Annotated in this window: 28 protein-coding genes and 1 tRNA gene; 17 read left to right on the top strand and 12 right to left on the bottom strand. The window is 69.7% G+C overall.

The features are described from left to right. Positions 1–43 precede the first annotated feature (43 nt). On the top strand, positions 44–292 hold the full coding sequence (locus tag Q0C38_RS13860) for a hypothetical protein (protein ID WP_291297694.1): 249 nt from the start codon (positions 44–46) through the stop codon (positions 290–292). An 87-nt stretch (positions 293–379) separates the two neighbouring features. Further along, complete coding sequence (locus Q0C38_RS13855; protein ID WP_291297693.1) at positions 380–862, top strand: hypothetical protein; 483 nt, start codon at positions 380–382, stop codon at positions 860–862. Between the two features lie 250 nt (positions 863–1,112). On the opposite strand, the gene Q0C38_RS13850 is transcribed toward Q0C38_RS13855, so the two are convergent. Next, positions 1,113–1,187 (bottom strand) — tRNA-Gly (locus Q0C38_RS13850). Positions 1,188–1,384: 197 nt separating this feature from the next. Here Q0C38_RS13850 and Q0C38_RS13845 point away from each other — a divergent pair. The 5 genes from Q0C38_RS13845 (at position 1,385) to Q0C38_RS13825 (ending at position 7,037) form a co-directional block, all read left to right on the top strand. After that, on the top strand, positions 1,385–2,362 hold the full coding sequence (locus Q0C38_RS13845; RefSeq protein WP_291297692.1) for a tripartite tricarboxylate transporter substrate binding protein: 978 nt from the start codon (positions 1,385–1,387) through the stop codon (positions 2,360–2,362). 51 nt (positions 2,363–2,413) lie between these two features. Continuing rightward, a complete protein-coding gene (locus Q0C38_RS13840) occupies positions 2,414–3,841 on the top strand; it encodes an NAD-dependent succinate-semialdehyde dehydrogenase (protein ID WP_291297691.1) in 1,428 nt (475 codons plus the stop codon). Positions 3,842–4,088: 247 nt separating this feature from the next. Beyond that, entirely contained in the window at positions 4,089–4,658 is a 570-nt protein-coding gene (locus Q0C38_RS13835) for a GbsR/MarR family transcriptional regulator (RefSeq protein ID WP_291297690.1), read from the top strand. Continuing rightward, positions 4,658–6,019, top strand: a complete 1,362-nt coding sequence (locus Q0C38_RS13830; RefSeq protein WP_291297689.1) for a cytochrome ubiquinol oxidase subunit I — start codon at positions 4,658–4,660, stop codon at positions 6,017–6,019. The genes Q0C38_RS13835 and Q0C38_RS13830 overlap by 1 nt, the downstream gene beginning before the upstream one ends. Before the next feature lie 4 nt (positions 6,020–6,023). Continuing rightward, positions 6,024–7,037: a cytochrome d ubiquinol oxidase subunit II gene (locus Q0C38_RS13825; RefSeq protein ID WP_291297688.1), complete on the top strand. Its 1,014-nt coding sequence runs from the start codon at positions 6,024–6,026 to the stop codon at positions 7,035–7,037. Here Q0C38_RS13825 and Q0C38_RS13820 read toward each other — a convergent pair. The 4 genes from Q0C38_RS13820 to Q0C38_RS13805 all read right to left on the bottom strand — a co-directional run bounded on the left by Q0C38_RS13820 (position 7,028) and on the right by Q0C38_RS13805 (position 10,719). After that, entirely contained in the window at positions 7,028–8,239 is a 1,212-nt protein-coding gene (locus Q0C38_RS13820; RefSeq protein ID WP_291297687.1) for a hydantoinase/carbamoylase family amidase, read from the bottom strand. The two genes, Q0C38_RS13825 and Q0C38_RS13820, sit on opposite strands and share 10 nt — an antisense overlap. 64 nt (positions 8,240–8,303) lie before the next feature. Further along, a complete protein-coding gene (locus tag Q0C38_RS13815) occupies positions 8,304–9,149 on the bottom strand; it encodes a protein-glutamate O-methyltransferase CheR (RefSeq protein ID WP_291297686.1) in 846 nt (281 codons plus the stop codon). After that, a complete protein-coding gene (locus tag Q0C38_RS13810; RefSeq protein WP_291297729.1) occupies positions 9,146–10,222 on the bottom strand; it encodes a chemotaxis response regulator protein-glutamate methylesterase in 1,077 nt (358 codons plus the stop codon). The genes Q0C38_RS13815 and Q0C38_RS13810 overlap by 4 nt, the downstream gene beginning before the upstream one ends. Positions 10,223–10,290: 68 nt before the next feature. Next, positions 10,291–10,719: a response regulator gene (locus tag Q0C38_RS13805; protein ID WP_291297685.1), complete on the bottom strand. Its 429-nt coding sequence runs from the start codon at positions 10,717–10,719 to the stop codon at positions 10,291–10,293. A gap of 86 nt (positions 10,720–10,805) precedes the next feature. Between Q0C38_RS13805 and Q0C38_RS13800 the strand changes: the two genes are divergently transcribed. From Q0C38_RS13800 to Q0C38_RS13765, 8 genes are all read left to right on the top strand, one after another. Continuing rightward, entirely contained in the window at positions 10,806–11,357 is a 552-nt protein-coding gene (locus tag Q0C38_RS13800; RefSeq protein ID WP_291297684.1) for a prolyl-tRNA synthetase associated domain-containing protein, read from the top strand. A gap of 247 nt (positions 11,358–11,604) precedes the next feature. Continuing rightward, positions 11,605–12,486 (top strand): co-chaperone YbbN, encoded by an 882-nt coding sequence (locus tag Q0C38_RS13795; RefSeq protein ID WP_291297683.1) that lies wholly within the window; start codon positions 11,605–11,607, stop codon positions 12,484–12,486. A gap of 33 nt (positions 12,487–12,519) precedes the next feature. Continuing rightward, positions 12,520–13,188 carry an LON peptidase substrate-binding domain-containing protein gene (locus Q0C38_RS13790; RefSeq protein WP_291297682.1) on the top strand — a complete coding sequence of 223 codons (669 nt, stop codon included), beginning with the start codon at positions 12,520–12,522 and terminating at the stop codon, positions 13,186–13,188. Beyond that, the gene (locus Q0C38_RS13785; RefSeq protein WP_408870030.1) at positions 13,185–13,427 is read left to right on the top strand and encodes a Trm112 family protein; all 243 of its coding nucleotides are present in this window, start codon (positions 13,185–13,187) and stop codon (positions 13,425–13,427) included. Before Q0C38_RS13790 ends, Q0C38_RS13785 begins: the two co-directional genes overlap by 4 nt. Then, positions 13,428–13,808: a DUF971 domain-containing protein gene (locus Q0C38_RS13780; protein WP_291297681.1), complete on the top strand. Its 381-nt coding sequence runs from the start codon at positions 13,428–13,430 to the stop codon at positions 13,806–13,808. Positions 13,809–13,814: 6 nt separating this feature from the next. Beyond that, complete coding sequence (locus Q0C38_RS13775; protein WP_291297680.1) at positions 13,815–14,570, top strand: 1-acyl-sn-glycerol-3-phosphate acyltransferase; 756 nt, start codon at positions 13,815–13,817, stop codon at positions 14,568–14,570. Between the two features lie 140 nt (positions 14,571–14,710). Then, positions 14,711–15,721 carry a DUF2125 domain-containing protein gene (locus Q0C38_RS13770; protein ID WP_291297679.1) on the top strand — a complete coding sequence of 337 codons (1,011 nt, stop codon included), beginning with the start codon at positions 14,711–14,713 and terminating at the stop codon, positions 15,719–15,721. A gap of 15 nt (positions 15,722–15,736) precedes the next feature. After that, positions 15,737–16,741, top strand: a complete 1,005-nt coding sequence (locus tag Q0C38_RS13765) for an NADP-dependent oxidoreductase (RefSeq protein WP_291297678.1) — start codon at positions 15,737–15,739, stop codon at positions 16,739–16,741. Here the strand turns inward: Q0C38_RS13765 and Q0C38_RS13760 are convergent. Beyond that, the gene (locus Q0C38_RS13760) at positions 16,728–17,456 is read right to left on the bottom strand and encodes a hypothetical protein (protein ID WP_291297677.1); all 729 of its coding nucleotides are present in this window, start codon (positions 17,454–17,456) and stop codon (positions 16,728–16,730) included. The two genes, Q0C38_RS13765 and Q0C38_RS13760, sit on opposite strands and share 14 nt — an antisense overlap. Continuing rightward, complete coding sequence (locus Q0C38_RS13755; protein ID WP_291297676.1) at positions 17,453–18,595, bottom strand: NAD(P)/FAD-dependent oxidoreductase; 1,143 nt, start codon at positions 18,593–18,595, stop codon at positions 17,453–17,455. Before Q0C38_RS13755 ends, Q0C38_RS13760 begins: the two co-directional genes overlap by 4 nt. A gap of 47 nt (positions 18,596–18,642) precedes the next feature. On the opposite strand from Q0C38_RS13755, the gene Q0C38_RS13750 reads away from it, so the two are divergent. Next, positions 18,643–19,212, top strand: a complete 570-nt coding sequence (locus tag Q0C38_RS13750; protein WP_291297675.1) for an HD domain-containing protein — start codon at positions 18,643–18,645, stop codon at positions 19,210–19,212. Positions 19,213–19,346: 134 nt separating this feature from the next. Here Q0C38_RS13750 and Q0C38_RS13745 read toward each other — a convergent pair whose 3' ends face one another. Genes Q0C38_RS13745 through Q0C38_RS13725 form a run of 5 tightly spaced genes read right to left on the bottom strand, consistent with a single transcriptional unit; the run spans position 19,347 to position 24,507 of the window. Continuing rightward, entirely contained in the window at positions 19,347–19,850 is a 504-nt protein-coding gene (locus Q0C38_RS13745; protein WP_291297674.1) for a rhodanese-like domain-containing protein, read from the bottom strand. Then, on the bottom strand, positions 19,834–20,526 hold the full coding sequence (locus Q0C38_RS13740; protein WP_291297673.1) for an ATP-binding cassette domain-containing protein: 693 nt from the start codon (positions 20,524–20,526) through the stop codon (positions 19,834–19,836). The genes Q0C38_RS13745 and Q0C38_RS13740 overlap by 17 nt, the downstream gene beginning before the upstream one ends. Further along, positions 20,523–22,253, bottom strand: a complete 1,731-nt coding sequence (locus Q0C38_RS13735; protein ID WP_291297672.1) for an ABC transporter permease — start codon at positions 22,251–22,253, stop codon at positions 20,523–20,525. Before Q0C38_RS13735 ends, Q0C38_RS13740 begins: the two co-directional genes overlap by 4 nt. After that, positions 22,229–23,446, bottom strand: a complete 1,218-nt coding sequence (locus tag Q0C38_RS13730; protein ID WP_291297671.1) for an ABC transporter substrate-binding protein — start codon at positions 23,444–23,446, stop codon at positions 22,229–22,231. Before Q0C38_RS13730 ends, Q0C38_RS13735 begins: the two co-directional genes overlap by 25 nt. After that, the gene (locus tag Q0C38_RS13725) at positions 23,443–24,507 is read right to left on the bottom strand and encodes a radical SAM/SPASM domain-containing protein (RefSeq protein WP_291297670.1); all 1,065 of its coding nucleotides are present in this window, start codon (positions 24,505–24,507) and stop codon (positions 23,443–23,445) included. Before Q0C38_RS13725 ends, Q0C38_RS13730 begins: the two co-directional genes overlap by 4 nt. A 99-nt stretch (positions 24,508–24,606) precedes the next feature. Between Q0C38_RS13725 and Q0C38_RS13720 the strand changes: the two genes are divergently transcribed. Beyond that, a complete protein-coding gene (locus Q0C38_RS13720; protein ID WP_291297669.1) occupies positions 24,607–25,356 on the top strand; it encodes a GNAT family N-acetyltransferase in 750 nt (249 codons plus the stop codon). Positions 25,357–25,376 lie beyond the last annotated feature (20 nt).

Raw genomic sequence — 25,376 nt, 5'->3', positions numbered from 1 at the left:
TCGCTTGTGTCCCTCCATCGTTCTCGCAAAAGGAAACCGACCAATGATGTACCGTCGCACAGTTGGCCGAATTGACGTCACCGTCGCGCGTGGCACGGATCGCACGATGATCTGTGCCTGGGATAGCCTCGGAGAGCGCGTGGCCTTTGAAGAATGGCACCGCTGCGCAAAGGATGATGAGGTCGCGAACATTCTGCAGCGTCCGGAAGCCTGGATCGAGAAGCACAAGGATGACCTAAGTCACCTCGATTATCTCGACGAGATGGACGCCCTCAGACGGGCACATTCGTGAGGTGGCTGGGGCCTGACGTGGCCCCCGCAATTACGTCGAGCCCGTCACATCGGGGGCGTCATCCGTGGTCAAGCAGGAGCGCATAGCGTGAGCGGTCCCAGCCACGTCACCGTCCGCGTACCGCTGAGCATCAAGCGGCGCGCGGGGCGCAAGACCGTCGTGATGCCGGTCATCAATGGGCTGCCAACACTCACCTCCGCGCGCGCGGATCCGACACTGCTGAAGGCGCTCGCACGCGCCTTCCGTTACCAACGGATGCTCGACGAGGGTCGCTACGCGTCCATCAGCGAAATGGCAGCGGCCGAGAAGATCGAGCGGGGTTATCTCGGATCGCTGCTTAGGCTGACGCTTTTGGCCCCGGACATCGTCGAAGGCCTTCTGGACGGAGCCGGCGGCTATCACCTTGATCTCCAGCGGCAACCTGCTGCGGTTCCCCTATCCTGGACTGATCAGCGCCACGTGCTGGAGCCCGCATCCCCCAGTCGCGAGGTTCTTGAGCGGTCTACGGCAGCGATCGGAAACAAGCGTTGCTCGGCCCAACGTGATGGCCGACGAATTGATCAATGTTGACTGATTGCCGGAGCAGTCGGTTCTTCAACTCCCAACGAGTTTGCCGTGCGAAAAATCGTTCCCGATCAATGCACTAAACCTTGTTGGCCAAATCGCCACACCCTCAAGGTTCGGAGAGTTTTCCGCCTCTGCGGAGAGAAACGGGAAGCCGTTGCGCGAGCGCACCATCAAGGTCGCCCGCGAAAGGCCCAAAGACCCTGCGGTCCCTCACGCTCGGCAGCGTCGGAGAGACTGAGTTGTGTGAGGTGACTGGAGCGGGCGAAGGGATTCGAACCCTCGACCCCAACCTTGGCAAGGTTGTGCTCTACCCCTGAGCTACGCCCGCGCTCCATCCGGCTGGCTGGGCCAACCGAAGGCCGCGGACTATACGCAGACCGATCCGCATTGCAAGAGACCTTCAAGCAGCCCAGCAGGATGGCCCACCGAGGCCCCCACCCCTTGCTGCACCCACACGACACCCCTAGCGTGCCGCCCATAAACATCTGTCGCAAGAAACGGCAAGGCTCTGGAAGGACCGCGTCCATGACAACCCGTCGCACCCTGCTCGGCGCCCTCGCAGCCGCGCCCGCCCTCTCCCTCGGCGCTCCGGCGCGCGCCCAGTTCAACCGCCCGCTCCGCCTCGTCGTGCCCTTCGCCCCGGGCGGCACCAGCGACATTCTCGCACGGCTCATGGCGCCGAAGCTGACAGAGGCACTGGGCCAGAACGTGGTCGTCGAGAACAAGCCGGGGGCGAACGGCAACATCGGCGCCGATTTCGTCGCCAAGGCGCAGCCCGACGGCCACACCCTGCTGCTCACCGATGTCGGCAGCCTCGCCACCGCGCCGGCGCTGTTCAGCAAGCTCTCCTTCGACGTCACGAAGGACCTGGCCCCCGTCACGATGGTGCTGTTCGCGCCCTACATCATGGCGCTGCACCCCTCCGTCCCGGCAACGACCGTGGCGGAACTCGTCGCCTATGCGAAGGCGAACCCGGACAAGCTCAACGTCGCCCACAGCGGCGTCGGTGCGGCGAACCACCTGACCGCGATCGTGTTCGCCAGGCATTTCGGCATCACCTGGTCCTACGTTCCCTACCGCGGCGGGGCGGCGGCGATCCGCGCAGTTGTCCAGAACGAGTGCCAGGTGCTGCTGAACGGTGCCACGGCCACGCAGCCCTTCGTGGTGCAGGGGCAGATGAAGGGCATCGCGGTCTCCGGCACGCCGCGGCTCGCCGCGCTGCCGGACACGCCGAGCTTCGGCGAGATGCGCCTGCCGCCCACGCTGGTCGACAGCGGCACCTGGCAGGGCATCGTGACGACGGGCGGCACGCCCCCGGCCACGGTCGCCGCGCTGTCGGAGGCATTCCGCCGCGTCCTCGCCCTGCCTGACATCGCGCCGCGGATCGTCGAACTCGGCGGCGTGGCCCGCGCCGAGGGGCCTGCCGCCTTCGCCGCGTGGATGACGGACGCGATCAAGAGCTGGGGTGACGTGGTGCGCGCCGAGCGCATCGTCCTCGACTGACGCGGCCGCATCCCCATCTGACACGAGACCCACACCGAAGAGAGAGACGATATGTACGCAACCCTCGAGATGCTGATCGATGGCCAGTTCAGCCGCGGCAGCGGCACCGCGGCCGAGCCCGTGGTGAACCCAGCGACCGAGCAGTCGCTCGCCGACCTGCCGCACGCCTCGGGGCATGACCTCGAGGCCGCGGTCGCTTCCGCCGAGAAGGGCTTCGCGACGTGGCGGGCAATGAGCGCCTACGAGCGCTGCCGCATCATGCGCAAGGGCGCTGACCTGATGCGCGCGCGGCTCGATGCGATCGCCACCGTGCTGACGCTGGAGCAGGGCAAGGTCCTCGCCGAGGCCAAGGCCGAGGTCGCAACCGCGATCGACATCCTCGACTGGTATGCCGAGGAGGGTCGCCGCGGCTATGGCCGCATCGTCCCCGGCCGGGTCGCGGGCGTGCGGCAGATGGTGCTGAAGGAGCCTGTGGGCATCGTCGCCGCCTTCGCGCCATGGAACTTCCCCGCCGTGTCGCCGATGCGGAAGATCGCGGGCGCGCTGGGTGCCGGCTGCTCGATCATCCTCAAGCCGTCGGAGGAGACGCCGGGCACGGCCGTCGAGATGGCCCGTTGCCTGCAGGAGGCGGGGCTGCCGCCTGGCGTGCTGAACCTCGTGTTCGGCGTGCCGTCCGAGGTGTCGAGCTACCTCATCAACCACCCGAAGGTGCGGAAGATCTCGTTCACCGGCTCCACCGCTGTCGGCAAGATGCTGATGAAGATGGCGGCCGACACGATGAAGCGCACCACGATGGAACTCGGCGGCCACGCGCCCGTGATCGTGTTCGATGACGTCGACGTCGAGGCGGTGGCCAAGATCGCGGCGGGCGGCAAGTACCGCAACGCGGGCCAGGTCTGCATCAGCCCGACGCGCTTCTTCGTGCATGAGAGCAAGTACGCGAAGTTCCTCACGGCCTTCACCGAGATCGCCGCCGGCCTGAAGCTCGGCGACGGGCTCGACCCCTCCTCGCAGATGGGCCCGATGGCCAACGCACGGCGCCTCGAGACGATGGACGCGATGGTGGCGGACGCGAAGGCGAAGGGGGCGAAGGTGGCCACCGGCGGCGAACGCCCGGCCAACCAGGGCTTCTTCTACAAGCCCACCGTGCTGGCCGATGTGCCGCCCGATGCGAAGGTGATGAACGACGAGCCGTTCGGCCCGATCGCGCCGATCGTGCCGTTCAAGAGCTTCGACGAGGTTGTCGAGCGTGCGAACGGCGTCGCCTACGGGCTCGCGGCCTACGCCTTCACGAATGACGAGAAGCGCGCGACCGCGATCGCCGATGCGCTGCACTGGGGCATGGTGGGCGTGAACAGCCTCGCCGTGTCGACGCCCGAGACGCCGTTCGGCGGCATCAAGGACAGCGGCCATGGCAGCGAGGGCGGCATCGAGGGGCTGGACGCCTATCTGAACGTGAAGTTCGTCAGCCAGGCCTGAGGCCGCGCAGCGTCCGGGGCGAGACAACGGCACGGGCCGGTGGCCCGTGCCGAGCGCCCGAATGGGCGCCGCGGCTTATGCCGCGGAGCCAGGCGAACCGGAGGTTCGCACCCGGCGACGGAGGGCATGACCGGAAGGGGCGGCGGGGACACCCGTCGCCCCTCTCGTTTACGTGGCTTGAACCTATTTCCCCTATCCTATATCAAGATTTCAGGAATTACTGAAATCACAGGAAGGGCGATCCCCGGTGAACCTCCCCCCTCTGGTCCAGTCCTTCGTGCTGCATTTCGGCGAGATGGGCCGAAGCTGGGGCATCAATCGCACCGTCGGGCAGATCTACGCGCTGCTCTACGTCTCGCCGGAGCCGCTGAACGCCGACCAGATCGTCGACGCGCTCGGCGTCTCGCGGTCGAACGTCTCGATGGGCCTGCGCGAGCTCCAGACCTGGAACCTCGTGCTGCTGCGCCACATCCCCGATGACCGGCGCGACCATTTCACCACGCCCGACGACGTGTGGCAGATCCTCCGCGTGCTGGCCGAGGAGCGGAAGAAGCGCGAGGTCGACCCCACCCTGTCGGTGCTCCGCGAACTCCTGATGCAGAAGCCCGCGACGGCCGAGGAGCGGCACGCCCAGGCGCGGATGGCCGAGATGCACGGCCTGATCGAACAGCTCACCACCTGGTACGACGACGTGAAGCGGCTCGAGACCGAGCGTCTCGCAGCACTGCTCGCCCTTGGCGCGAAGGTGACGAAGCTGATGGAGGTGAAGGACAGGGTCATCGCCCTCGCGCGGCCCCGGCGGAAGGAGAACGTGTGATGGACGCAACGATTCTCGCGCGCATCCAGTTCGCGGCGAACATCTCGTTCCACATCCTGTTCCCCGCCATCACCATCGCGCTCGGCTGGGTGCTGCTGTTCTTCAAGCTGCGCTTCAACGCCACCGGTGATGGGAAGTGGATGGATGCCTACCGCTTCTGGGTGAAGGTGTTCGCGCTTTCCTTCGCGCTCGGTGTCGTCTCCGGCATCACCATGAGCTTCCAGTTCGGCACCAACTGGCCGGGCTTCATGGAGAAGGTCGGCAACATCGCAGGCCCCCTGCTTGCCTACGAGGTTCTGACGGCGTTCTTCCTCGAGGCCACCTTCCTCGGCATCATGCTGTTCGGCTTCCGCCGCGTGCCTGGGTGGGTTCACACGGGCGCGACAGTCCTCGTCGCCTTCGGCACGACGATGAGTGCGTTCTGGATCCTCGTGCTGAACTCCTGGATGCACACGCCGCAGGGCTTCGAACTGCGCGACGGTGTCGCGCACGCAACGGACTGGTGGGCGATCGTCTTCACTCCGTCCCTGCCGTATCGCCTCGCACACATGCTGATCGCCTCGGCGCTCACGGTCGCATTCCTGATCGCCGGCCTCTCCGCCTTTCGCTGGCTGAAGGGCGACCGCGGGCCCGATGTGGCCGCCGCACTCCGCACCGGCGTGGTGATGGCCGCCGTTCTCGCCCCGGTGCAGGCCTTCGTGGGTGACCTGCACGGCCTCAACACGCTGGAGTACCAGCCGGCGAAGGTCGCGGCGATGGAGGGCAACTGGGAGACACGCGGGCACGTGCCGCTGATCCTGTTCGCGATCCCGGACGAGGCAGCGCGGACCAACCATTTCGAGATCTCGATCCCGTCGGGCGCCTCGCTCATCCTCAAGCACGACCCGGCCGGCGTGGTGCCCGGCCTGAACGATTTCGTCGGCAAGCACCCGCCCGTGGCACCGGTGTTCTTCGCGTTCCGCATCATGGTCGGCATCGGCATGCTCATGATCGCGATGGGGCTTGGCGGCGCCTACTTCCTCTGGCGCCGCGGCGAGCTGCCGCGGCCGATGCTGTGGGGCTTCGTCGGCACCACCTTCGCCGGCTGGGTGGCCACGCTCGCCGGCTGGTACGTGACCGAGATCGGCCGCCAGCCCTGGCTCGTCACCGGCGTGCTGACGACATCGGAGGCTGTCGGCCCGATCGCTGCCGGCACGGTGTTCTCCACCCTCGTGATGTATCTCGTGCTCTATGCGCTGCTCCTCTCGGCCTATGTCGCGACGCTGTTCCGCCTCGCGAAGAAGGCCAAGGCGCTGCCGGAAGGCGAGGGCGGCGGCAACCCGATCTCGCTCGCCCGCCCGGTTCCCGCGGCCAAGGCCTGAGCCGGTGACACCCTTCCTGCCGCCGGAGCTTCTGCCCGTCGTCTTCGCCGCGCTGATGGCAATCTCGGTGCTCGCCTACGTCGTGCTCGACGGGTTCGACCTCGGCGTCGGTCTTCTCCTGCCGCAGGCGGCAGACGAGCCGGAGCGCGACAGGATGATCGCCTCGATCGGGCCGTTCTGGGATGCGAACGAGACGTGGCTCGTGCTCGGCGTCGGCCTGCTGCTCGTGGCCTTCCCCACCGCGCATGGCGCGATCCTCACCGCACTCTACCTCCCCGTGGCGCTCATGCTGCTCGGCCTCACGCTGCGCGGCGTGGCGTTCGAGTTCCGCGCAAAGGCCTCGACACTCGCCGACAAGCGGCGCTGGGACCATGCGTTCTTCGGCGGCTCGCTCCTCACGGCGCTGACGCAGGGCTGGATGCTCGGCCGCTACGTGATCGGCTTCGACGAAGGCATCATCGCGATCGGCTTCGCTGCCCTTTCAGCGATCGGCGTTGCGGTGGCGTACTCCTTCATCGGCGCTGCCTGGCTGATCTGGCGCACCGAGGGTGCGCTGCAGCGCCGTGCCGTGCTGTGGGCGCGGCGCGCGCTGTGGGGCGTCGCACTCGGCATCATCGGCGTGTCGCTTGCCACCCCGATCGCGTCGGAGCGGATCTTCCATCGCTGGTTCGACTTCCCCAATATCCTGCTGCTCGCGCCGATGCCGGTGGCGACCTTCGCGCTGATCGCGGGCCTTGCCGCGCTGCTGCGGCACATGCCGCTGCCGGAGGATGCGCTGCGCCGCCTGCCGTTCTGGGGCGCGGTCGGCCTGTTCTGCCTCTCCTTCGCCGGGCTTGCGTGGAGTTTCTTCCCCTACATCGTGCCGGAGAAGATGACGCTGTGGCAGGCCGCGGCCTCGCCTGAGAGCCTCTCGATCATCCTCGCCGGCGCGCTCGTGGTGCTGCCGATCATCGCGGCCTACACCGTTCTTGCGTGGCGCATCTTCGGCGGCAAGGCGATGGATCTGCGTTATGATTGACTAAGGATCGCCTCCGCCGCGTCGGCGAGGACGGTGCAGCCACGCACGATGTCCTCCTCCTTCGTGTCCTCGGTCCAGTGGTGGCTGATACCGCCGATCGAGGGGACGAACAGCATTCCCGCCTTCATGCGCAGCGCGAGCATCTGCGCGTCGTGGCCTGCGCCCGAGGGCATGCGCTGCCACGACCCCGGGGCGCGATGCCCAGCGGCAGCGGCCAGCGCGTCCTGGAACCCGCCATCCATCACCTTGGGAATGGTCTTCGCCGCGACCGCGATGCTCACCCGGCACGGCCCCGCCGCGTCGGCCTCGGCCACCAGCGAACGGAGATGCGCCTCGAGCCTGTCGAGGACGGCGGGGTCGGCATCGCGGAACTGGACGTTCATCTCCGCCCCGCCAGGCACGATCGACGGCGCGTTGGGGTCGAGCGACATGCGCCCGATCGTCCAGACGCTGCGTTCGGCGATCACGGATGGGAACGTGTCGTCGATCCGGTTGGCGAGCCGCGTCATCGCCACGCGCGCGTCCTTCCTGATCGCCATGCGCGTCGTGCCGGCATGGTTCTGCACGCCCTCGAAACGGATACGGAAATTCCAGATGCCGACGATCGAGGTGACGACGCCGATGCCGAGCCCCTTCGCCTCGAGCTCATCGCCCTGTTCGATATGCGCCTCGAGATAGCCGACGTAGCGGTCAGCGTCATCGAGCGTCACGCGGGGCACCCCGGCAAGCCCCGCGCGGGCGAGCCCGTCGCGCATGCTCTCGCGGGTTGTGCGGTTCGCGGCCGCATCGATCTCGCTGTCGGTCACCTCGCCGAGGAAGGAGCGTGCGCCGAGGAAGTTGCCGTAATGCCCCTCCTCGTCCACCCATGCGGCAACGTCGATCGGCAGATGCGGCAGCGCGCGCGCGACCTCGAGGCCGAACATCACGCCGAGCGCGCCATCGAGCCAGCCCGACTCGTTCTGACTTTCGAGATGGCTGCCGATGAGCAGCCGCTTGCCGGCATTGCGTGTGAAGCCATAGACAGAGGCGATGCCGTCAATCCGCGCCTCGAGGCCTGCCGCCTCGAGCCGGGAAGCGAGCCAGCGGCGGCTCGCGATGTCCTGGTCAGACAGGGTCGGGCGGTGAACGCCCGTCTTGAACCGCCCGAAATCGCGCAAGCTGTGCAGGTCAGCCAGAAGCCGCGCGCCGTCGATCAGAGCCACGATCGTCTCTCCCCGTCAGTGACGGGGTGATGCTGCTACGAACGGTGGCGACTGGCCAGCCTGGTCATGCGGCGGCGGTGCGCGCGCCCGATCCCGCGCCGCCGACGGGCTCGTACACGCCGCGCTCGCCGCTGATGGCGGCAAAGCGATCGGTGATGCCGAGCACCGTCTCGGCGCCGCCGAGATAGAGCACGCCGTCAGCCGGCATCTGGCCGGCGATCGTTGCCAGCACGCGGCCCTTCGTCGCCTGGTCGAAGTAGATCAGCACGTTGCGGCAGAACACGATGTCGAAACGGCCGAGCGCGCGCAGGTCGCCGAGCAGGTTGCCCTCGCGGAAGCTCGCCATGTTGCGGATCGTGTCGGAGAGCCGCCAGTTCTGCCCCTCCTGCTTGAAGTACTTCATGAGCAGCTGGATCGGCAGGCCGCGCTGCACCTCGAATTGCGAGTAGACGCCCTCGCGTGCCTTGGCGAGAACCTCGCGCGACAGATCGGTGCCGACGATCTCGACCTTCCGGTCGCCGAGCACGGCCTTCGCCTCGGCCACGATCATGGCGAGCGAGTAGGCCTCCTGCCCGGTCGAGCAGGCGGCCGACCATACGCGGATCGGCTGTCCCGGCGGCCGTGCGGCATGAATGCGCTTGATCGCCGCGGTCTTGAAATGCTCGAACGGCTTGCCGTCACGGAAGAAGAACGTTTCGTTAGTGGTCATGAGCTCGACCACCTCGCGCGCCAGCACCTCGCCGGCGGCCGTCGAGATGCGCGACACGAGGCCGCCGAGATCGGTGATCTTCTCGCGCTTCATCAGCGGCCCGAGCCGCGTCTCGACCAGGTACATCTTGTCCGGCCCGAGCACGAGGCCGGAGCGGGTGTGGAGCAGGCTCGCGAGAGCGGAGAAGGCAACCTGGCTCATGCGCGTGCCCCTTTGGCGATGCTTGACGTGACGGATGCGGCGATGTCGCCGATCGGAAGGATGGCCGAGGCAACGCCGGCCTGGGCAACCGCGCCGGGCATCCCCCAGACGATGGAGGTTGCCTCATCCTGGGCGATCACCCGGCCGCCGGCAGAGACGACGGCCTGCGCGCCCTTCAGCCCGTCATGGCCCATGCCGGTGAGGATGACGACGAGCACGCGCCCGCCATAGGCGGCCGAGGCGCTGCGCAGCATGGGGTCGACGGCGGGGCGGCAGAAATTCTCGGGTGGCGATTTCGACAGGTGCAGCCGGGGAGAGCCACCTTCGGTGCTGACGATCAGGTGGGTATCGCCAGGGGCGAGGTAGGCGCGGCCTGCCACCGGTACCTCGCCATCCTTCGCCTCGGCGCAGGGCGGGCCGCCGACCTTGGTCAGGTGCTCGGCCAGGATCGGCGTGAACGCGGGCGGCATGTGCTGTGTCACCAGGATCGGCAGCGGGAAATTGCGGCCAAGGCCGGCGAACAGCGTGAACAGGGCCTGCGGCCCGCCGGTCGATGACCCGATGGCGAGGACGGCCGGCGGCAGCGTGGACCCGGCGCGCGCGAGGCTCGGCGCCGGCCGGATGAGGACGGGCCGCGCAGCGGTTGGCGCCATGCCGTGGGGCGTTGCGCGCCGGCGCTGCCGGCCGAGGCCCTTGACCTTGGCGATGATCTCCTCGCGGAACGACGCCGCGCCCGCGATCTCACCCGTCGTCGTCGGCTTCGGCACATAGTCGGCCGCGCCAAGCTTCAGCGCGCGCATCGCCACATCGGCGCCGCGCGTCGTCAGCGTGCTCGCCATCACCACGCGCAGGCTGGGGTCGACCTTCAGGAGCTCGGGAAGGGCGGCGAGCCCGTCCATCACCGGCATCTCGATGTCGAGCACGCACACGTCAGGCCTGTTGCGCCGCACCGCCTCGATCGCATCGCGCCCGTTGCCCGCGCGCCCGACCACGGCGATGTCGGGGTCAGTCTCCAGCATGCGGGTGATAAGGCCCCGGATCACGGCGCTGTCGTCGCACACCAGCACCCGCACGACCGAGGCATCGCGCGGTGCGGCAGACGCCGTCGACGCGCCGCTGCCGGGGGGGGAGAGGGGGAGTCTCACAGAAGGCCGGCCTGCTCGAACTTGGAGGCGAGGATTTCGGCGTCGAACGGCTTCATGATGTATTCGGTGGCACCAGCGCCCATCGCTTCGAGGATGAAACTCATCTCGTTCTCGGTGGTGCAGAACACGACCGGGGCAGCGGTGTCGCCGAACTCGCTCTTCAGCGCGCGCAGGAATTCGATGCCGTTCATCACCGGCATGTTCCAGTCGAGCAAAATGGCATGCGGCATCTCGGCCCGGACGGCCTCGAGCGCCTTCTGCCCGTCCTCTGCCTCGACGATCGCGAAGCCCTGCGCCTCGAGGATGCCGCGGGCGATGCGCCTGACCACGCGGCTGTCATCGACCACGAGGCAGGTGCGCTGCGTCCCGGGCGATACCTCGGCGGTGGGCACAACCGCTACTTGGGCCTCTGCTGGCTGGGACATCGGGGGAACTCCGTGCGCGGAAAATCGGTGGGCGGGAATGTGCGCCGGTGATTGCGTATGCTTCGTTAAGGCCGGAGAACACACCCATGGCCGGCCTCATGACCCCTGACGCCTTCCTTGCCTGGCTCAGCGCCATCGGCATCGCGCATGAGACGATCTGGCACGACCCGGTCTTCACGGTCGCCGAGAGCAAGGCGGCCGCGATCCATGAGCGCCTGCCTGGCGCGCATGTGAAGAACCTGTTCCTGAAGGACCGTGACGGGCGGTTCTGGCTTGCCACCCTTCTCGAACACAGGCGCGTGCCGATCGGTGCGCTCGCGCGCAGCCTCGGCCTGCCGCGGATGAGCTTCGCCGCCGCCGAGGAGCTGATGCACTGCCTGGGCGTCACGCCCGGCTCCGTCACGCCCTTTGCGCTGGTCAACGACAGGGCCGGGGCAGGCAGGGGCGGGCGCGTCGGCTTCATCCTCGATGGGGCCCTTGCCACGGCGGAGGGGCGCATCACCGCCCATCCGCTGACCAACCGCGCGACCACCGCCATCGCGGCTGCCGAATTTCCCCGCTTTCTTGCCGCCACCGGCCACGTGCCACTGATCGCCGATCTCGCCGATCTCGCCGGGCTGGCCGAGGCCGCCGGCTGAGGGTCGGGCGCCCGGGCAGGGCTGCCCTTGTTCGCGTCCCATCCGTACGCATGTTATGGGCAATCCCGACCCCCGGCCGAGCGGGGGCACGAAGGACGAGAGAAGGCCGATGGAAATCATCTTCGACCCGCCGAAACCCCAAGGCGCTACCCCTCAAGGTGCAGGCGTCGGGTCCGGGAAGCCTGCCGCGACACCCGAATCCGGTCTCATCGGTGCGGGCCATGCCGCCAGCGACGCCCCCGATCCAGTGATCGACGTCACCGAGGCCAGCTTCATGGCCGACGTGATCCAGGCGAGCCAGCAGGTGCCCGTCGTCGTCGATTTCTGGGCGACGTGGTGCGGCCCCTGCAAGCAGCTCACCCCCGTGCTCGAGAAGGTCGTGCGCGGGGCGGGCGGCCGCGTCAGGCTCGCCAAGATCGACATCGACAAGAACCCCCGCCTGATCGCCATGCTGGCCCAGCAGGGGCTTCGGGTTCAGTCGGTGCCGACGGTGGTTGCCGTCGTGCAGGGGCAGCTCGTGCCGCTGTTCCAGGGCGCGCTGCCCGAGAGCCAGGTGCGCCAGGTCATCGAGCAGGTGGTGCAGATGGCCGGCGGCACGATGCCGACCGAGGACCTGATGGCGGCCGCCAAGGAGGCAGCTGCCGAGGGTCGCCATGATGAGGCAGCCGAGATCCTCCAGGCCGTACTCGCCGAGGCGCCGGAGAATGCCGAGGCCATCGGCCTGCTCGGCCGCGCCCTGATCGCGCTTGGCCGCGAGCAGGAGGCCGCCGCGCTCGTCGCCTCGCTGCCCGCCAATGTCGAGAGCCATGCCGAGGTGCAGGGTGTGAAGTCCGCCCTCGAGGTCACCGCGAAGGGGCGCGAGGCGCAGGGCCGGATCACGGCGCTGCAGGCACGTCTTGCCGCCGATGCCGGCGACCATGCCGCTCGGTTCGACTATGCCGTGGCGCTGAACGGCATCAGCCGGCGCGAGGATGCGGCTGATCAGCTGCTCCAGATCATGAAAGCCCAAAAGGGGTGGAACGACGATGCCGCCCGCCTCCAGCTTCTCAAGTTCTTCGAGGCCTGGGGCCTGACGGACGAGGTGACGGTGGCTGCACGCCGCCGCCTCTCGACGCTGCTGTTCAGCTGAACGGCCGCGATGGCGGCGCAGGAAGGATACGCGATGACGGCTGATGCCTGGCTTCCGGAAGCGGCGACGCTGCCGGCAGAGATCGCGGTCTTTCCGCTGACCGGCGCCCTGCTGCTGCCCTTCGGCCGGCTGCCGCTCAACATCTTCGAGCCGCGCTATCTCGCGATGATCGAGGACAGCCTGGCTCATGGGCGGATGTTCGGCATGATCCAGCCAAACGCCGCCGACCAGGCCGGGGCCTCGGGCCCGGCTCTCTATCGCGTCGGCTGCCTTGGGCGCGTCTCCTCGTTCAGCGAGACCGATGACGGCAGGCTGCTGGTCACGCTGACCGGCGTCATACGCTTCACGGTCGCGCAGGACCTGCCGATGCGCCACGGCTATCGCCGCGTGCGGGCGGATTATGCGGCATTCCTGGGCGATCTCGACGCCACGATCCGCCCCATTCTGGACCGCGAGCGGCTGGAGGACTCGCTGAAGGCGTATTTCCGCGCCAACCGCATCGATGCGAACTGGGATGCCGTGCGCGAGACGCCGGATGCGATGCTGATCACCACGCTGGCGATGGTCTGCCCGTTCGAGCCGCGCGAGAAGCAGGCGCTGCTCGAGGCGCCGTCGATCCAGGACCGGGCCGACATGCTGCTCGCCCTCGTCGAGATCGGCGCGCATGGTGGGCCTGATGAAGGAGGGGCGCGACTGTCATGACAGCGACACCGGAGAACGCGATGGCCGCCGCACCGGTGGACCCGCGGCTGCTCGAAATCCTCGTCTGCCCGCTCACCAAGGGGCCGCTCCGCTACGACCGCGCCCGGGGGGAGCTCATCAGCGACCAGGCGGGCCTTGCCTACCCGATCCGCGACGGCATCCCCATCATGCTCGCCGACGAGGCAAGACGGCTGGACGACGCTGGGCGGCTGGACGAGGCCGGGCAGCAGGCTGGCTGAATGGCGACGCCAACCGAGATCAGGGTCAAGCGCGCCGAGAAGGCGCTCGTCGTCACCTTCGACGATGGGCTGAGCTACACCCTGCCCGCCGAGTATCTTCGCGTCGAAAGCCCGTCGGCCGAGGTGCAGGGCCACGCGCCCGACCAGAAGGTGCTGGTCTGGGGGCGGCGGCATGTCGGGATCATGAGCGTCGAGCCGGTGGGCAACTACGCGATCAGGATCGTGTTCGACGACCTGCACGACACCGGAATCTATGCGTGGGACTACCTCCGCACCCTGGGCGCGGAACACGAGACTCGCTGGGCCCGCTATCTCGAGGACCTCGCCGCGCGCAACCTCTCGCGCGAGCCGCGCAAGGCGCCGCCCGGCCGCAACGGCTGACGGGCCATGGTCCTGGTCCGCTCGGTCCTCTTCAACCTCGCTTTCTTCGTGTTGACGGCCGGGTGCCTCGTGCTGCTCTCGCCCGTGCTGCTGCTGCCGCCGGAACGGGTGATGGCCGTCCAGCGCTTCTGGGCGCGCGGGGTGGTGGTGCTGCTCAGGGTGCTCGCGGGCGTCACCGTGAAGGTGACGGGCGCGGAGCACCTGCCGGCATCGGGCCCGGCGCTGGTCGCGGCGAAGCACCAGTCGGCCTTCGACACCCTCATCTGGTTCGCGCTGCTGCCGGCGACCGCCTACGTGATGAAGGCGGAGCTTCTCGCCATTCCCTTCTACGGCTGGTTCAGCCGCCGTGCGGGGATGATCGCCGTCGACCGTGGCGCCGGCGCGTCGGCCATGCGAGGCCTGCTGCGTGGCGCGGCGGCAGCACTCGCCGCGGGGCGGCAGGTGGTGATCTTCCCGCAGGGAACCCGCGTCCCTGCGGAGCCCGGCACGACCGCTGCGCACCCTTACCAGCCGGGGATCAGCGCCCTCTACGCGCGGTCCCGGATGCCGGTCGTGCCGGTGGCGACCGATTCCGGGGTGTGCTGGCCGAGACGTGCGTTCCTCAAGCGGCCGGGAACGATCACGATCGCCGTGCTGCCGCCGATCCCGCCCGGGCTCGACCGGGCGGGATTCGAGGCACGGCTTGTGGCCACGATCGAGGAGGCGAGCGATGCACTTCTCCCTGTGCTTGTGGACAACTCTGTGGGGCCACGGGGCGGGTGAGCTTGACCGTCACATGAAGGCGAGGGCGCAACCCCCTCATCAGGCAGGGATCAGGCCAGGATTTCGGCCGGTTTCAGCGTTGATCACGATGCGCGGCCGAGCGCGCGGGACGGTGCCGTGCGCGTGTGGATAAGCCCGCGGTGACGCGATGCTGGGGGCTCATCGGCGGTGCCGTCGTTGCCACCCTCGTGGCAGCGCACGGCGCCCTCTGGTGGGCGGCAACCGGCAGGCTCGCGACCGAGGTCGATGCCTGGGCGGCGGGCCAGGCGCAGGCAGGCGCCACCGTCGCGTTCGGGGAACCGCGCCGCGCCGGCTATCCGGTCGAGGCGCGGCTCGTCGTTCCCGGCTTCCGCTATGCCGGCGTCGTGGTCGCCCCCGGCGGAAGCGCCGTGCCCATGCGGGCCGAGGCGCGCGCGATCGACCTCGTTCTGTCGCCGCGCAAGCCCCGCGAGGTGGTGGGGGAGATCAGCTGCCCCTGTTCCATCGCGGTCGGGCAGGAGGCGCCGGTTCCCATCACGGCCGCTGCGCTCCGCGCCATCGTGCCGCTCGGCAACGCCGCCGCACCCGTGATCACGGGCCGTGAGGTGGTGCTCGCCCTGCCGCAAGGACCGCTTGCGATCGCGGAGCTTCGCGCGACCCTGCCGACCGACGCGTCGCGCGCGCAGCTCGACCTCGCCGGCATCGTGCTGCCGCCGCCGGAATCGCAATGGCCGCTGGGGTCGCGCATCGCGTCGCTCTCGGCTGAGCTCACGCTCCGCGGCCGCCTGCCTGCCGCGGGCGGCACGGCGCGGGCGCTCAGGGCCTGGCGCGATGGCGACGGGCGGCTGACGCTCGACCGCCTCTCCCTCGCCTGGGGGCCGCTCACGGTGCAGGCGGCAGCGACCATGACGCTCGACCGCGCATTGCAGCCGGTGGGCGCGGCGACGGCTCGGCTTGCCGGCTATGGCCCCGCGCTCGACCGGTTCGTCGCGGCAGGGCTCATCGGCCGCGGCCAGGCCTCTCTCACCCGCCTTGCGCTCAACGCCGCCTCGCGCCAGCCGGAGGGTGGGGGCGAGCGCATCGTCGAGATCCCGATCGCGATCGAGGACAGGACGCTGACGGCAGCACGCATCCCGCTGATGCGCCTGCCGCCAATCGCCTGGTCACCCTGACGAGGAGAGAGCCCGATGCCCGAGGCCGTGAACACGCAGGTGCTGCTCGCCCGCCGGCCAGAGGGGGTGGTGCGGCAGGACGACTTCGCGATCGCGCGCACGCCCATCCCCGCGCCGGGTGCTGGCGAGGTGCTGCTGCGACACCTGTTCCTCTCGCTCGACCCCTACCAGCGCGGGCGGATGAGTGCCGCGAAAAGCTACGCCGCCCCCGTGGCGATCGGGGCGGTGATGGAATGCCGTGCCGTTGCCCGCGTCGAGGCGAGCAATGATCCGGCCCTTTCGCCTGGCGATGTCGTGCTCGGCGCGTATGGCTGGCAGGAATGGTCCGTCGCGCCGGCGAAGGGGCTGATGAAGCTCGACGCGGCCGAGGCGCCGGTGCAGACGGCCCTCGGCATCCTCGGCATGCCCGGGCTGACCGCGCATGTGGGGATGAGCGACATCGGCCAGCCGAAGCGGGGCGAGACGGTGGTGATCTCGGCTGCGTCCGGGGCGGTGGGGGCGGTCGCGGGGCAGATCGCCAAGGCGGCGGGGGCGCGCGTCATCGGCATCGCGGGCGGGGCTGAGAAATGCGCCTACGTCACGGGCGAGCTCGGCTTCGATGCCTGCCTCGACCATCGCGACGGCGATTTCCCCCAGGCGCTCGACGCTGCCTGCCCCGATGGCATCGACGTCTACTGGGAGAATGTTGGTGGCGCCGTGCAGCGCGCTGTGTTCCCGCGGCTCCGCGATTTCGCGCGCATGGTGATGTGCGGGATGATCGCCGAATACAACGATCCGGTACCGCAACCAGGGCCCAACCTCATGTCGGCGGTGCGCAAGCGCCTGCGCATCCAGGGCTTCATCGTCTCCGACAGCTGGCAGCGCCTGCCGGAATGGCGGGCGGTGGCGGTGCCGCTCATCCGGGCCGGGAAGCTGCGCTACCGCGAGGACGTGGTGAGCGGCATCGAGAACGCACCGGCGGCGTTCATCGGCCTTCTGGCGGGGAAGAATTTCGGCAAGCTGCTCGTCAAGGTCGGGTGACGAGCGCCGGCGCGAGAGACGCGAGCACGGGCGAGGGCGGCAGGCCGAGGGCGCGGGTGAACGCCCAGGCGGTGGCCACGTTCGAGGAGATCACCGGGCCCTTGCGCGCGAGCGAGCCTGCGATGGCATCGAGCGTGGGCATGCCGGTACCGCTGAGGATGACGGGAACGCCCGCGCGATCGGGAACGCGTGCTAGTCCGTCCGTAACCTCCTCGGCCGTCATCTCATAGGCACGGAACGTTCCGTCGCTGACGCTGATTTCGGTCACCGTCAGTCCAGCGGCGCGCCAGTAGGCAGCGGCGCGGGCCGAGAGCCAGTCGGGATAGGGCGAGAACAGCACGATCTCGCGCGCGCCCAGGGCCGTGATGGCAGCGGCGATGGCCCGGCTCGCCAGCACGACGGGGATGCCGCGGATGCCGCCGAGCCGCGTGGCGAAGGCCTCGTCCTCATCCGGCGTCATCGCATAGCTCGCGCCCGTGAGCGCGACGGCGGCTGCTTCGATCGGCAGTTCGCCGAAGCTCGCGAGCCCTGGCGCGAAGCTCTCGAGATAGGCGGCGTTGCGCTCCGCCAGCGTGGTGCCGGGCATGACCGGCAGCCGCGTCGCGTGCAGCGCGACCGCGTCGGGCATCAGGGCGCGGAACTCTGGTTCCACCGCCGGGTTGGCGGAGGGGACGAGAAGCCCCGCGCGATGGGCGGGCACGAAGCGCGGCGTCACGGCGGCGCTCCCGCATCGCAGGTGTCGAGCATCGCGGCAGCGACCAGCCAGGCATCGGCGCGCGCCGGGTCGGCCGTGGCCGCGACCGCCTCGTCACGCCATGCGGTGGCGGAGGCGACGGCACGGTCGGTGCGGGCGAGCAGCACCTCGGCCGTCACGCGCAGCCGCGCGGCTTCCCACGCATCGAGCAGCGCATCGTTGCCGGAGGCGATCGTTGCCGCGAGCGTCGCCGCGTCATGGATGCCGGCATTCATGTTCATGCCGCCGCGCGTGTTCGTGACATGCGCCGCATCGCCGATGACGAGGATCCTGCCGGCCCGCATCCGCGCCGCGATGCCGCGGGCAACGCCGTAGACATCGGCGGACGCGAGCGGAAGCTCGGCGGGCAGCGAGGGCAGGAAGCGGCGCAGGATGGGAGCGAAGAATGCCGGGCTCAATGCCGCCTCATCGGCGACGCTCGCTGGCACGCGGATGATGATGCGCCAGAGCCCGGGCATGGCCAGAAGGCTGATGCTGTCGGGCCCATCATGCACATAGGCGATGCCCGCGCCCGCAAGCCCGGGGACGAGGGCGTCGAGCGGCAGCGTCGTCATCAGCCTGAGCACGCGGTGGCCATAGGGTGCCGTCTCGACGGCGATGCCCGCCGCTGTGCGCAGCGCGCTGTGCGCACCATCGGCGGCGATCGCGAGGCTGCCGCGATGTTCGTTGCCATCGGCCGTCACCAGCGTCACGCCGTTGCCGTCCTGTGTCGCGGCGATCGCCTCGGCGCCGAACGACACCGTTCCGGGAGGAAGGGCGGCGAGCAGGAGCGGCGTCAGCTCCGCCTGCTCGGCGTGGAGGCGGAAGGGAAACGCCGTGCGGGCGGCGAGGTGGTGCATCGGCATCACCGCATCCGCCCCGCGCCCGGGGCTGAGCCAGGCGAGCGCATCGACACGACGGCCACGCGGCAGCAGCGCGTCGGCAACGCCGAGCCTGGCGAGGATGCCAAGCGTGGAGGGGTGGAAGGTGCTCGCGCGGCTCGCGGCGGTCAGCGCGGGGCGCTTCTCGAGCACGCGTACGCCGATGCCGGCGCGGTGGAGGGCGAGTGCGGCGGTGAGCCCGACGGGGCCGGCGCCTGCGACAAGAACGGTCGTGGTCATCACCATCCATCCTGTCGCGTCGCGCGTCCGCCGCATAGAGTGTGCGCATGACAGAAAGCAACGAAGCCCTGGTGCTCCGCGCGACCGCGTTCGCGGCCGAGGTGCACACCCACCAGCGCCGCAAGGGCGCTGCGCAGGAACCCTACGTGAACCACGTGATCGAGGTTGCCGCCGCGCTCGCCGCCGCCGGCGCGCCGGTCCCGGCCATCCTCGCCGGCCTGCTGCACGATACGATCGAGGATGGCGACACGGTCGGCCGCCCGGTGACGGAGCGTGAGCTCGCCGAGCGGTTCGGCGCCGAGGTCGCTGCCATCGTCGTCGAGGTGACCGACGACAAGACGCTGCCGAAGGCGGAGCGGAAGCGGCGGCAGGTCGAGACGGCGACGAAGAAGAGCGAGGCGGCGCGGATGGTGAAGCTCGCCGACAAGGCGGCGAACCTGCGCGCCATCACGGTGAGCCCGCCGCCCTCGTGGGACCTTGCCCGCAAGCGCGACTATCTCGACTGGGCGGATGCGGTCGCGGCCGGCTGCCGCGGCGTGAACCCGAGCCTGGAGGAGGCGTTCGACACCGCACTCGCGCTCGCCCGCACCGCGCTCGAGGATCAGACGCTGGACTGAGCTTCCGGTCCTTCCCGCGCCTCCAGCCGCGCGAGCACGTCGCGCAGCAGGGCGGTGAGGGCGATCAGCTCACGCTCGCGCGGCAGGTCGATCTTCTGGTGCAGCAGTTCGATCTCGAGCGCCGCCTTCCGCTGCTACTCCGCCGCGGCGGCGATTGTACGCCCAAGCAGCGTCGCCCACGCAGCATCGAACGGATGGAGTGCGGGAAGGGCAGGGCGCCGACGCTCGGCGACCCAGCGGAACAGCCCGCCGGAGAGGTTCGCCACACCGAGTGGCCGGTAGGGCACGATGGCGCCGGCGACGGCCTCTGCCAACCGCGCACTGCGCAAGCCCACCGAGCAGGCGAACAGCACGACGCGGCCGGTACAGTCAGGCCCGTGCGCGGCGGCGAAGCGTGCGGGCGGTACCGCTGGGTCGACGCGCACAGCCCCCGGCAGGTGGCCCTCGGCGAACTCGGCGTGTGCGCGCACGTCGAACAGCGCGGCACTGCCCTCGGCGATCAGCCCCTCCGCCTGCTCCGGCGTCAGGTGCGGCACGGGGTGCAGCACGCGGATCGCACGCTCCACATCGGCCAGCGTCACGCCAGGGTCGCGCGGATCGGGCAGGGTGGTGCGAGGGCGCTCAGGCAGGAAGCGCATCGGGGACTCCTTCATCCGGGATCTCGCGCCGTACCGCGCCGCCAGCGAGCAGGTGCAGCACCGGGCCTGATGCGGCTGCGGCATCGTCAGGGTCGTGCGTGACCATCAGCACCGGCAGGCTGAGTTGCCGCGTGCGTTCGAAGACGAAACGACGCATCCGATCGCGCAGAGCGACGTCGAGCCTGCCGAACGGCTCGTCGAGCAGCAGCGCCTGGGGGCCCGCGAGCAGGGTGCGCATGAGCGCGATGCGCGCGCGCTGCCCGCCCGAGAGCGTTGCCGGGTCACGCCCCTCGAAGCCGGCAAGTTCGGCATCTGCGAGGGCCGCGGCGATGCGCGCACGCCGCTCGCCACGCGAAAGCCCTGGCGGCAGGCCGAAGGCGAGGTTGCCGCCGACGGAGAGGTGCGGAAACAGCATGTCATCCTGAAACAGGATGCCGATGCGCCGCCGGTGCGCGGGAAGGGCGGTGACGTCCGCCCCGTTCACAGTGACCTGGCCCTCCGCGCGAAAGGCCGGGTCGAGCGTGCCGCAGATCCACGCCAGCAGGCTCGACTTTCCGGACCCGGAAGGACCCATCAGCGTCACGACCGCTCCGGGGGCAACGGTGAGGTCGAGCGGGCCGACGAGCGCACGCTCACCCAGCGTCACGGCAGCGCCGCGAAGTGAAAGCCCCCTCATGCGACCGCAAGCCCCCGGCGGTTGCGCCAGGCGATTGCTGGCGTTGCTATGGCGGCGGCGTAGACCGCGAGCGGCAGCAATGCCTGCACGAGCGCATAGGCGCCGACGATGCGGCGATCGGAGCCGCCGGCGAGCGTCACGGCCTCGGTCGTCAACGTGGTGATCCTGCCAGCGCCTGCGAACAGCGTCGGCAGGTACTGGCCCGCGCTGACGGCGAAGCCGATCCCGGCAGCGATCAGGATCGGGCGCAGCATCACCGGCAGCTTCACCGCGAGGAACACGCGCCACGGCCCCGCACCCAGGGAGGCCGCGTTTCGCGCGAGCCGCGGGTCGATCGCCCGCCACGGATCGGCGAGCGTGAGGAACACGTAGGGCAGCACGAACAGCAGATGCGCCCAGATGACGGCGCCATGCGTGCCATCGATGCCGGCGCGCACCAGCAGCACCTGGAGCCCGAACAGGAACGCCACCTGCGGCAGCAGCAGCGGCAGGTAGAGAAGCCACAGCGCCGTCCGCCCCGGTGCGAGGCCGAAACGTTGCTCCGCCTCGAGGCAGAGCAGCGCGAGCGCAAGTGCGATCACGGTCGCTGCCGCACCGACCATGAGCGTGGTGCGGGCCGGATGTGCAAGCTCCTGCACCTGTCCCGCCCAGGTCGCGAGCGTGAATGTTCGCGGCAGCGCATCGGGGAAGCGCCAGGGGCCGGCGAAGGACCAGAGGGCGAGGACGAGGACGGCGGCGAGCGACAGGGCGAGGGTGATGGACAGCGCACCGGTCATCGCGCCGGCGAGCGCCGCGCCGCTGCCGCCGCGTGCCCCACCGGTGAGCCACGGCCGCAGCGTGCGCGCGACCGCTCCCTCGCCCAGGCGCCAGAGCAGGATCGATCCCAGGACGATCGCCGCAAGCAGCAGCGCACCGGCGCTCGCCGGAAACCACATCGCGAGGTCACGGTCGGAGAACCAACGGACGACGAGGACCGCGAGCGTCGGTGGATTGCCGGGGCCGAGGATCATCGCGACATCGACGACCGAGAGGCTGAAGGCGAGAACCGCGTAGACCGGCAGCCTGATCTGCGGATGGACGAGCGGATACACCACCTTCAGCCAGCCCGTGACGGGGCCGTAGCCGAGGGTGCGGGCCGCGCGCATCAACGGTGCTGCCTTCACCTGGTTCAGCGCGGCGAAGGTGACGAGCAGGAGATACGGTACTTCCTTCAGCATCAGCCCGGCGATGAGCGCGAAACCCGCCGCATCATTCACCGTGCCGATATCGGGCGGGCGCATCCAGCCCGTGGCCCAGGGCGAGAGCAGGCGCGCCACCATGCCGGAGGGGGCGGCGAGGAACGCGAAGCCGATGGCAAGGGCCGCGTGCGGCGTCGCCAGCATCGGTGCCAGCATCGCCTGGGTGCGGCGGAACAGCGCGGTGCCGTGGCAGGACGCACAGAACAGCACCACGATGCCGAGCGAGAGCAAGGTCGCCGTGAAGCCGGTGGTGATGGTCACGCGCAGGGTCGCGGTGAAGCCAGGTGTGGAGAACAGCGCGTGCCAGGGGGCCAGTGTGATCGCCTCGCCGCCGATCGCGGGAAGCCAGCCGAAGGCCGGTGCCAGTGTTCCCCCGAGCCCGGCCGCGATCGGCCCCAGGAAAAGGGCGAGCGTCACGGCCGGCACGGCACGCAGCACCGGCGCTGCGTGCCGCGCTGGCTGGCTCAGCGCGAGACCCTGCGTTCCCATTCCGCCGTGATCCGCGTCATCCAGGAGGGGTGCGGCTCCGGCAGCGGGCGGCCGAGCTCGGCGTTGGTGAGCGTTGCTGCCCCGCGCGGCAGGCGCTCGAACCGCGCGCGATCCTCCGGTGCCAGCCGATCGAGCGCGAGGACGGTGAAATTGCCCATCACGCGCGGGTCCTGCCCATGCGCCTGCGCCTCCGGGCTCAGCAGGAAATCGGCCAGCACCATCGCGGCTGCCTGGTGCGCGGCGTTGAACGGGATGGCAACGAAACTCGCATTGCCGATCGTTCCGCCCGCGAGAACGTAGGTGCGCACGCTGGGCGGCAGCTGGCCGTTGGCGATCGCGGTCGAGGCTTCCGACGGGTTGAACGAGATCATGATGTCGATCTCGCCATCGTTCATCAGCGTGCGCTGCGCTGGCCCGTTCTCGGGGAACTGCCGCCCCTGGCGCCAGAGATGCGGGCGGAGCGCGTCATACCAGGCCCAGAGCGGCGCGGTGGCGGGGCCGAACCCGTCATCGGTGACGGGCCTGGCCAGCAGCGACGGGTCGGGCGTGAGCTCGTAGAGGGCCTGCTTGAGGAAGGTCGCGCCCAGGAAGTTTCGCACCGTCGGGTGGGCAAGGCGGCCCGGGTTGGCGCGCGCCCAGGCGAGCATGGCGGGGATGGTGCGCGGCGGATCCTTCACCGTTGCGCTGTCGTACACATAGACGATCTGCGCCATCCGCCACGGAGAGGCGAGGCCATCGACCGGCACGGTGAAGTCGGTCACGGTCGCGGGCTTGCCCTCGCGGTCGATCAGCCGCGCGTTCGGCAGGCGGTCGACGAACGGGCCGAACAGCAGGCCGGCATCCTTCATCGCCAGGAAGTTCGGCCCGTTGATCCAGATGAGGTCGACCGACCCGCCCTCGGTCCGCCCCGCCGCCTTCTCCGCGACGACGCGGGCGACGGCCTCCGCCGTGTCGCGCAGGCGCACGTGCTGGATGCGGAATCCGTAACGTTCCGTCACGCGATCATTCGCCCAGGCGATGAAGCCGTTGGTGCGGTCATCCCCACCCCAGGCGTTCCAGAACACGGTCTGCCCGCGCGCGGCGGCGACCACGTCGGCCCAGGGCCGGCGGAGCAGCGGATGATCGGGGGTCGCTGCCTTCGCCGCGAATGGCAGCGCGGCGGCGGAGGCGAGCAGCGTGCGGCGCGCGATCATTCCGCGGCAACCTTCAGCTTGCGGCGCCGCGCGGCGGCAGCCTCGATGCGGGGCGCGAGAACCTCCTCGTGGAAGCGGTCGCAGCCGATGCAAAGGTTCGCATACGGCTTGCCCTTCGGATCGGTGGTGCGGGACTTCTCGAGGAAGGTCTCGATGGACCATCCATCGGCAAGCCCCATGCGCTGCGGCTGGCCAGCGTTCAGCGCCTCGTACACCGCATCACCCGCCAGGCTGTCGAGGATCTCGATCAGCCCTTCCTCGGTCAGGTTGCCGATCGGCAGTTTCGTTTTGAGGCAGCAGGGATAGACCGCGCCATCAGGCTCGATGCTCACCTCGGACCCCGAATAGCCGTGGTTGAGGAAGTTCGCGGCACCCGACCAGCGGGCGCAGAAATTGTCCGCGATCGTCGCGGTCGAAAGCCCGTTCGCCCAGCCGCGGCCGCGTGGCCAGATCTTGCCGATCCACGCATCCGGGCTCGCGCCGAAGAAGGAGAACAGCGGCCCGGGCTCGTCGAGCCATTTGCGCGTGTGCGAGGCGATGCCGCTCTCGCTCATGCCGGCTGCCTCGAACATCGCGGTGAGCTTCGCGATGAAGGCCTTCTGCTTCGCCTCACCCTCGAGCCCCACGTGATAATCGTCGATCGAGGCGACGGAGATCATCCAGACGCCGCGCGCCAGCAGGTCATCGACGATCTCCGGCGTCAGCAGGTCGCCCGTCGTCTGCACCACGATCTTCACGCCGCCGGCATCGCGGTACTTTGCCATGAGCTGTTCGATCACGGGGTAGGTCACGCGCTCGCGCACCGGGTCCATCAGGCTCTCGCCACCCGAGAGGATGACGCGGCCGACCTTGCGCGGCAGTGTGCCGTCCGCGCGCGGGTCGGTCATGTCGAGATAGGTCATGGTCTCGGGCAGGTTGGCGATGATGCGCGGGGCGTTGCGCTCGGCCTCAGCCAGCACCGCCTCGAGCGCGCCGCGGACATAGGGGCGGAACCGGTCCTCGTAGCAGTGCTTGCACTTGCGGTGGCAGGCCCAGGCCATCACCCAGTAGATCGATTCCACCCGCACGCCTCCGACTGTCCCGGTGCGGCTGTTTCGCACGACGCGGCCCGGCGGTTACATCACTTTCGCCGAATTTTTGCCCGTGCTTCCCTCCACCACATGGACATCCCCACGATCCCCGACATCGAACGCGCCTGCCTCACCGCCGTTCCCGCCCACCGCGTGGCGCTCGACGGTTCCGCCATCATCCGCGCCGGCGCCGGCCCCGGCGGATCGGGCCGCGCCAACAGTGCCTGCTGGCTCGACCCCGGGGACGACGCCGATCTGGGGGCGAGGCTCGCGCGGATCGAGGACTGGTACATGCGCCTCGGGCGTGTGCCGCGCATCAGGGTGACGCCGCTCACCCCGCCGGCGCTCGAGCGGCTGCTCGCCCATCGCGCCTGGGCGAGAAGCGTTGAGACGGTGGTGATGGCAGCCCCGCTCGACAGCCTGCCCTTGCCGGACGGCGACACGCTGATGGAGGAGGGGCCGTCAGAGGAGTGGCTCACGGTGCGCGAGGAGGGGGGCACCGCCAGCCCCGCGCGGATGATCGAGAAGCGTGACACGGCGTCGCTGCTGCTCGTGCCGGGTGCGTGGATCAGCGCCTCGGCCGAGGGGCGGGTGGCGGCCGTTGCCTTCGCCGCCGCGGTCGGGCCGATCGCGATCCTGGGCGATGTCACGACGATGCAGGCCTTCCGTGGCCAGGGCTTCGGGCGGCGCGTGTGCGTGGCTGCCCTCGGCTGGGCGCGGTCGGAGGGGGCGCAGTGGGGCGCGCTCCAGGTGGAGGCGGACAACGATGCGGCGTTGAGCCTCTATCGCCGCCTCGGCTTCCGCGAGGTGTATCGCTACGTCTATCGGGAGCTTGGCTGATCGGAGGCGGCCATGGCCGC

The sequence above is a fragment of the Elioraea sp. genome (assembly GCF_022842375.1).
GTDB lineage: Bacteria > Pseudomonadota > Alphaproteobacteria > Acetobacterales > Acetobacteraceae > Elioraea_A.
This window is presented reverse-complemented; position numbering and strand designations above follow the sequence as displayed.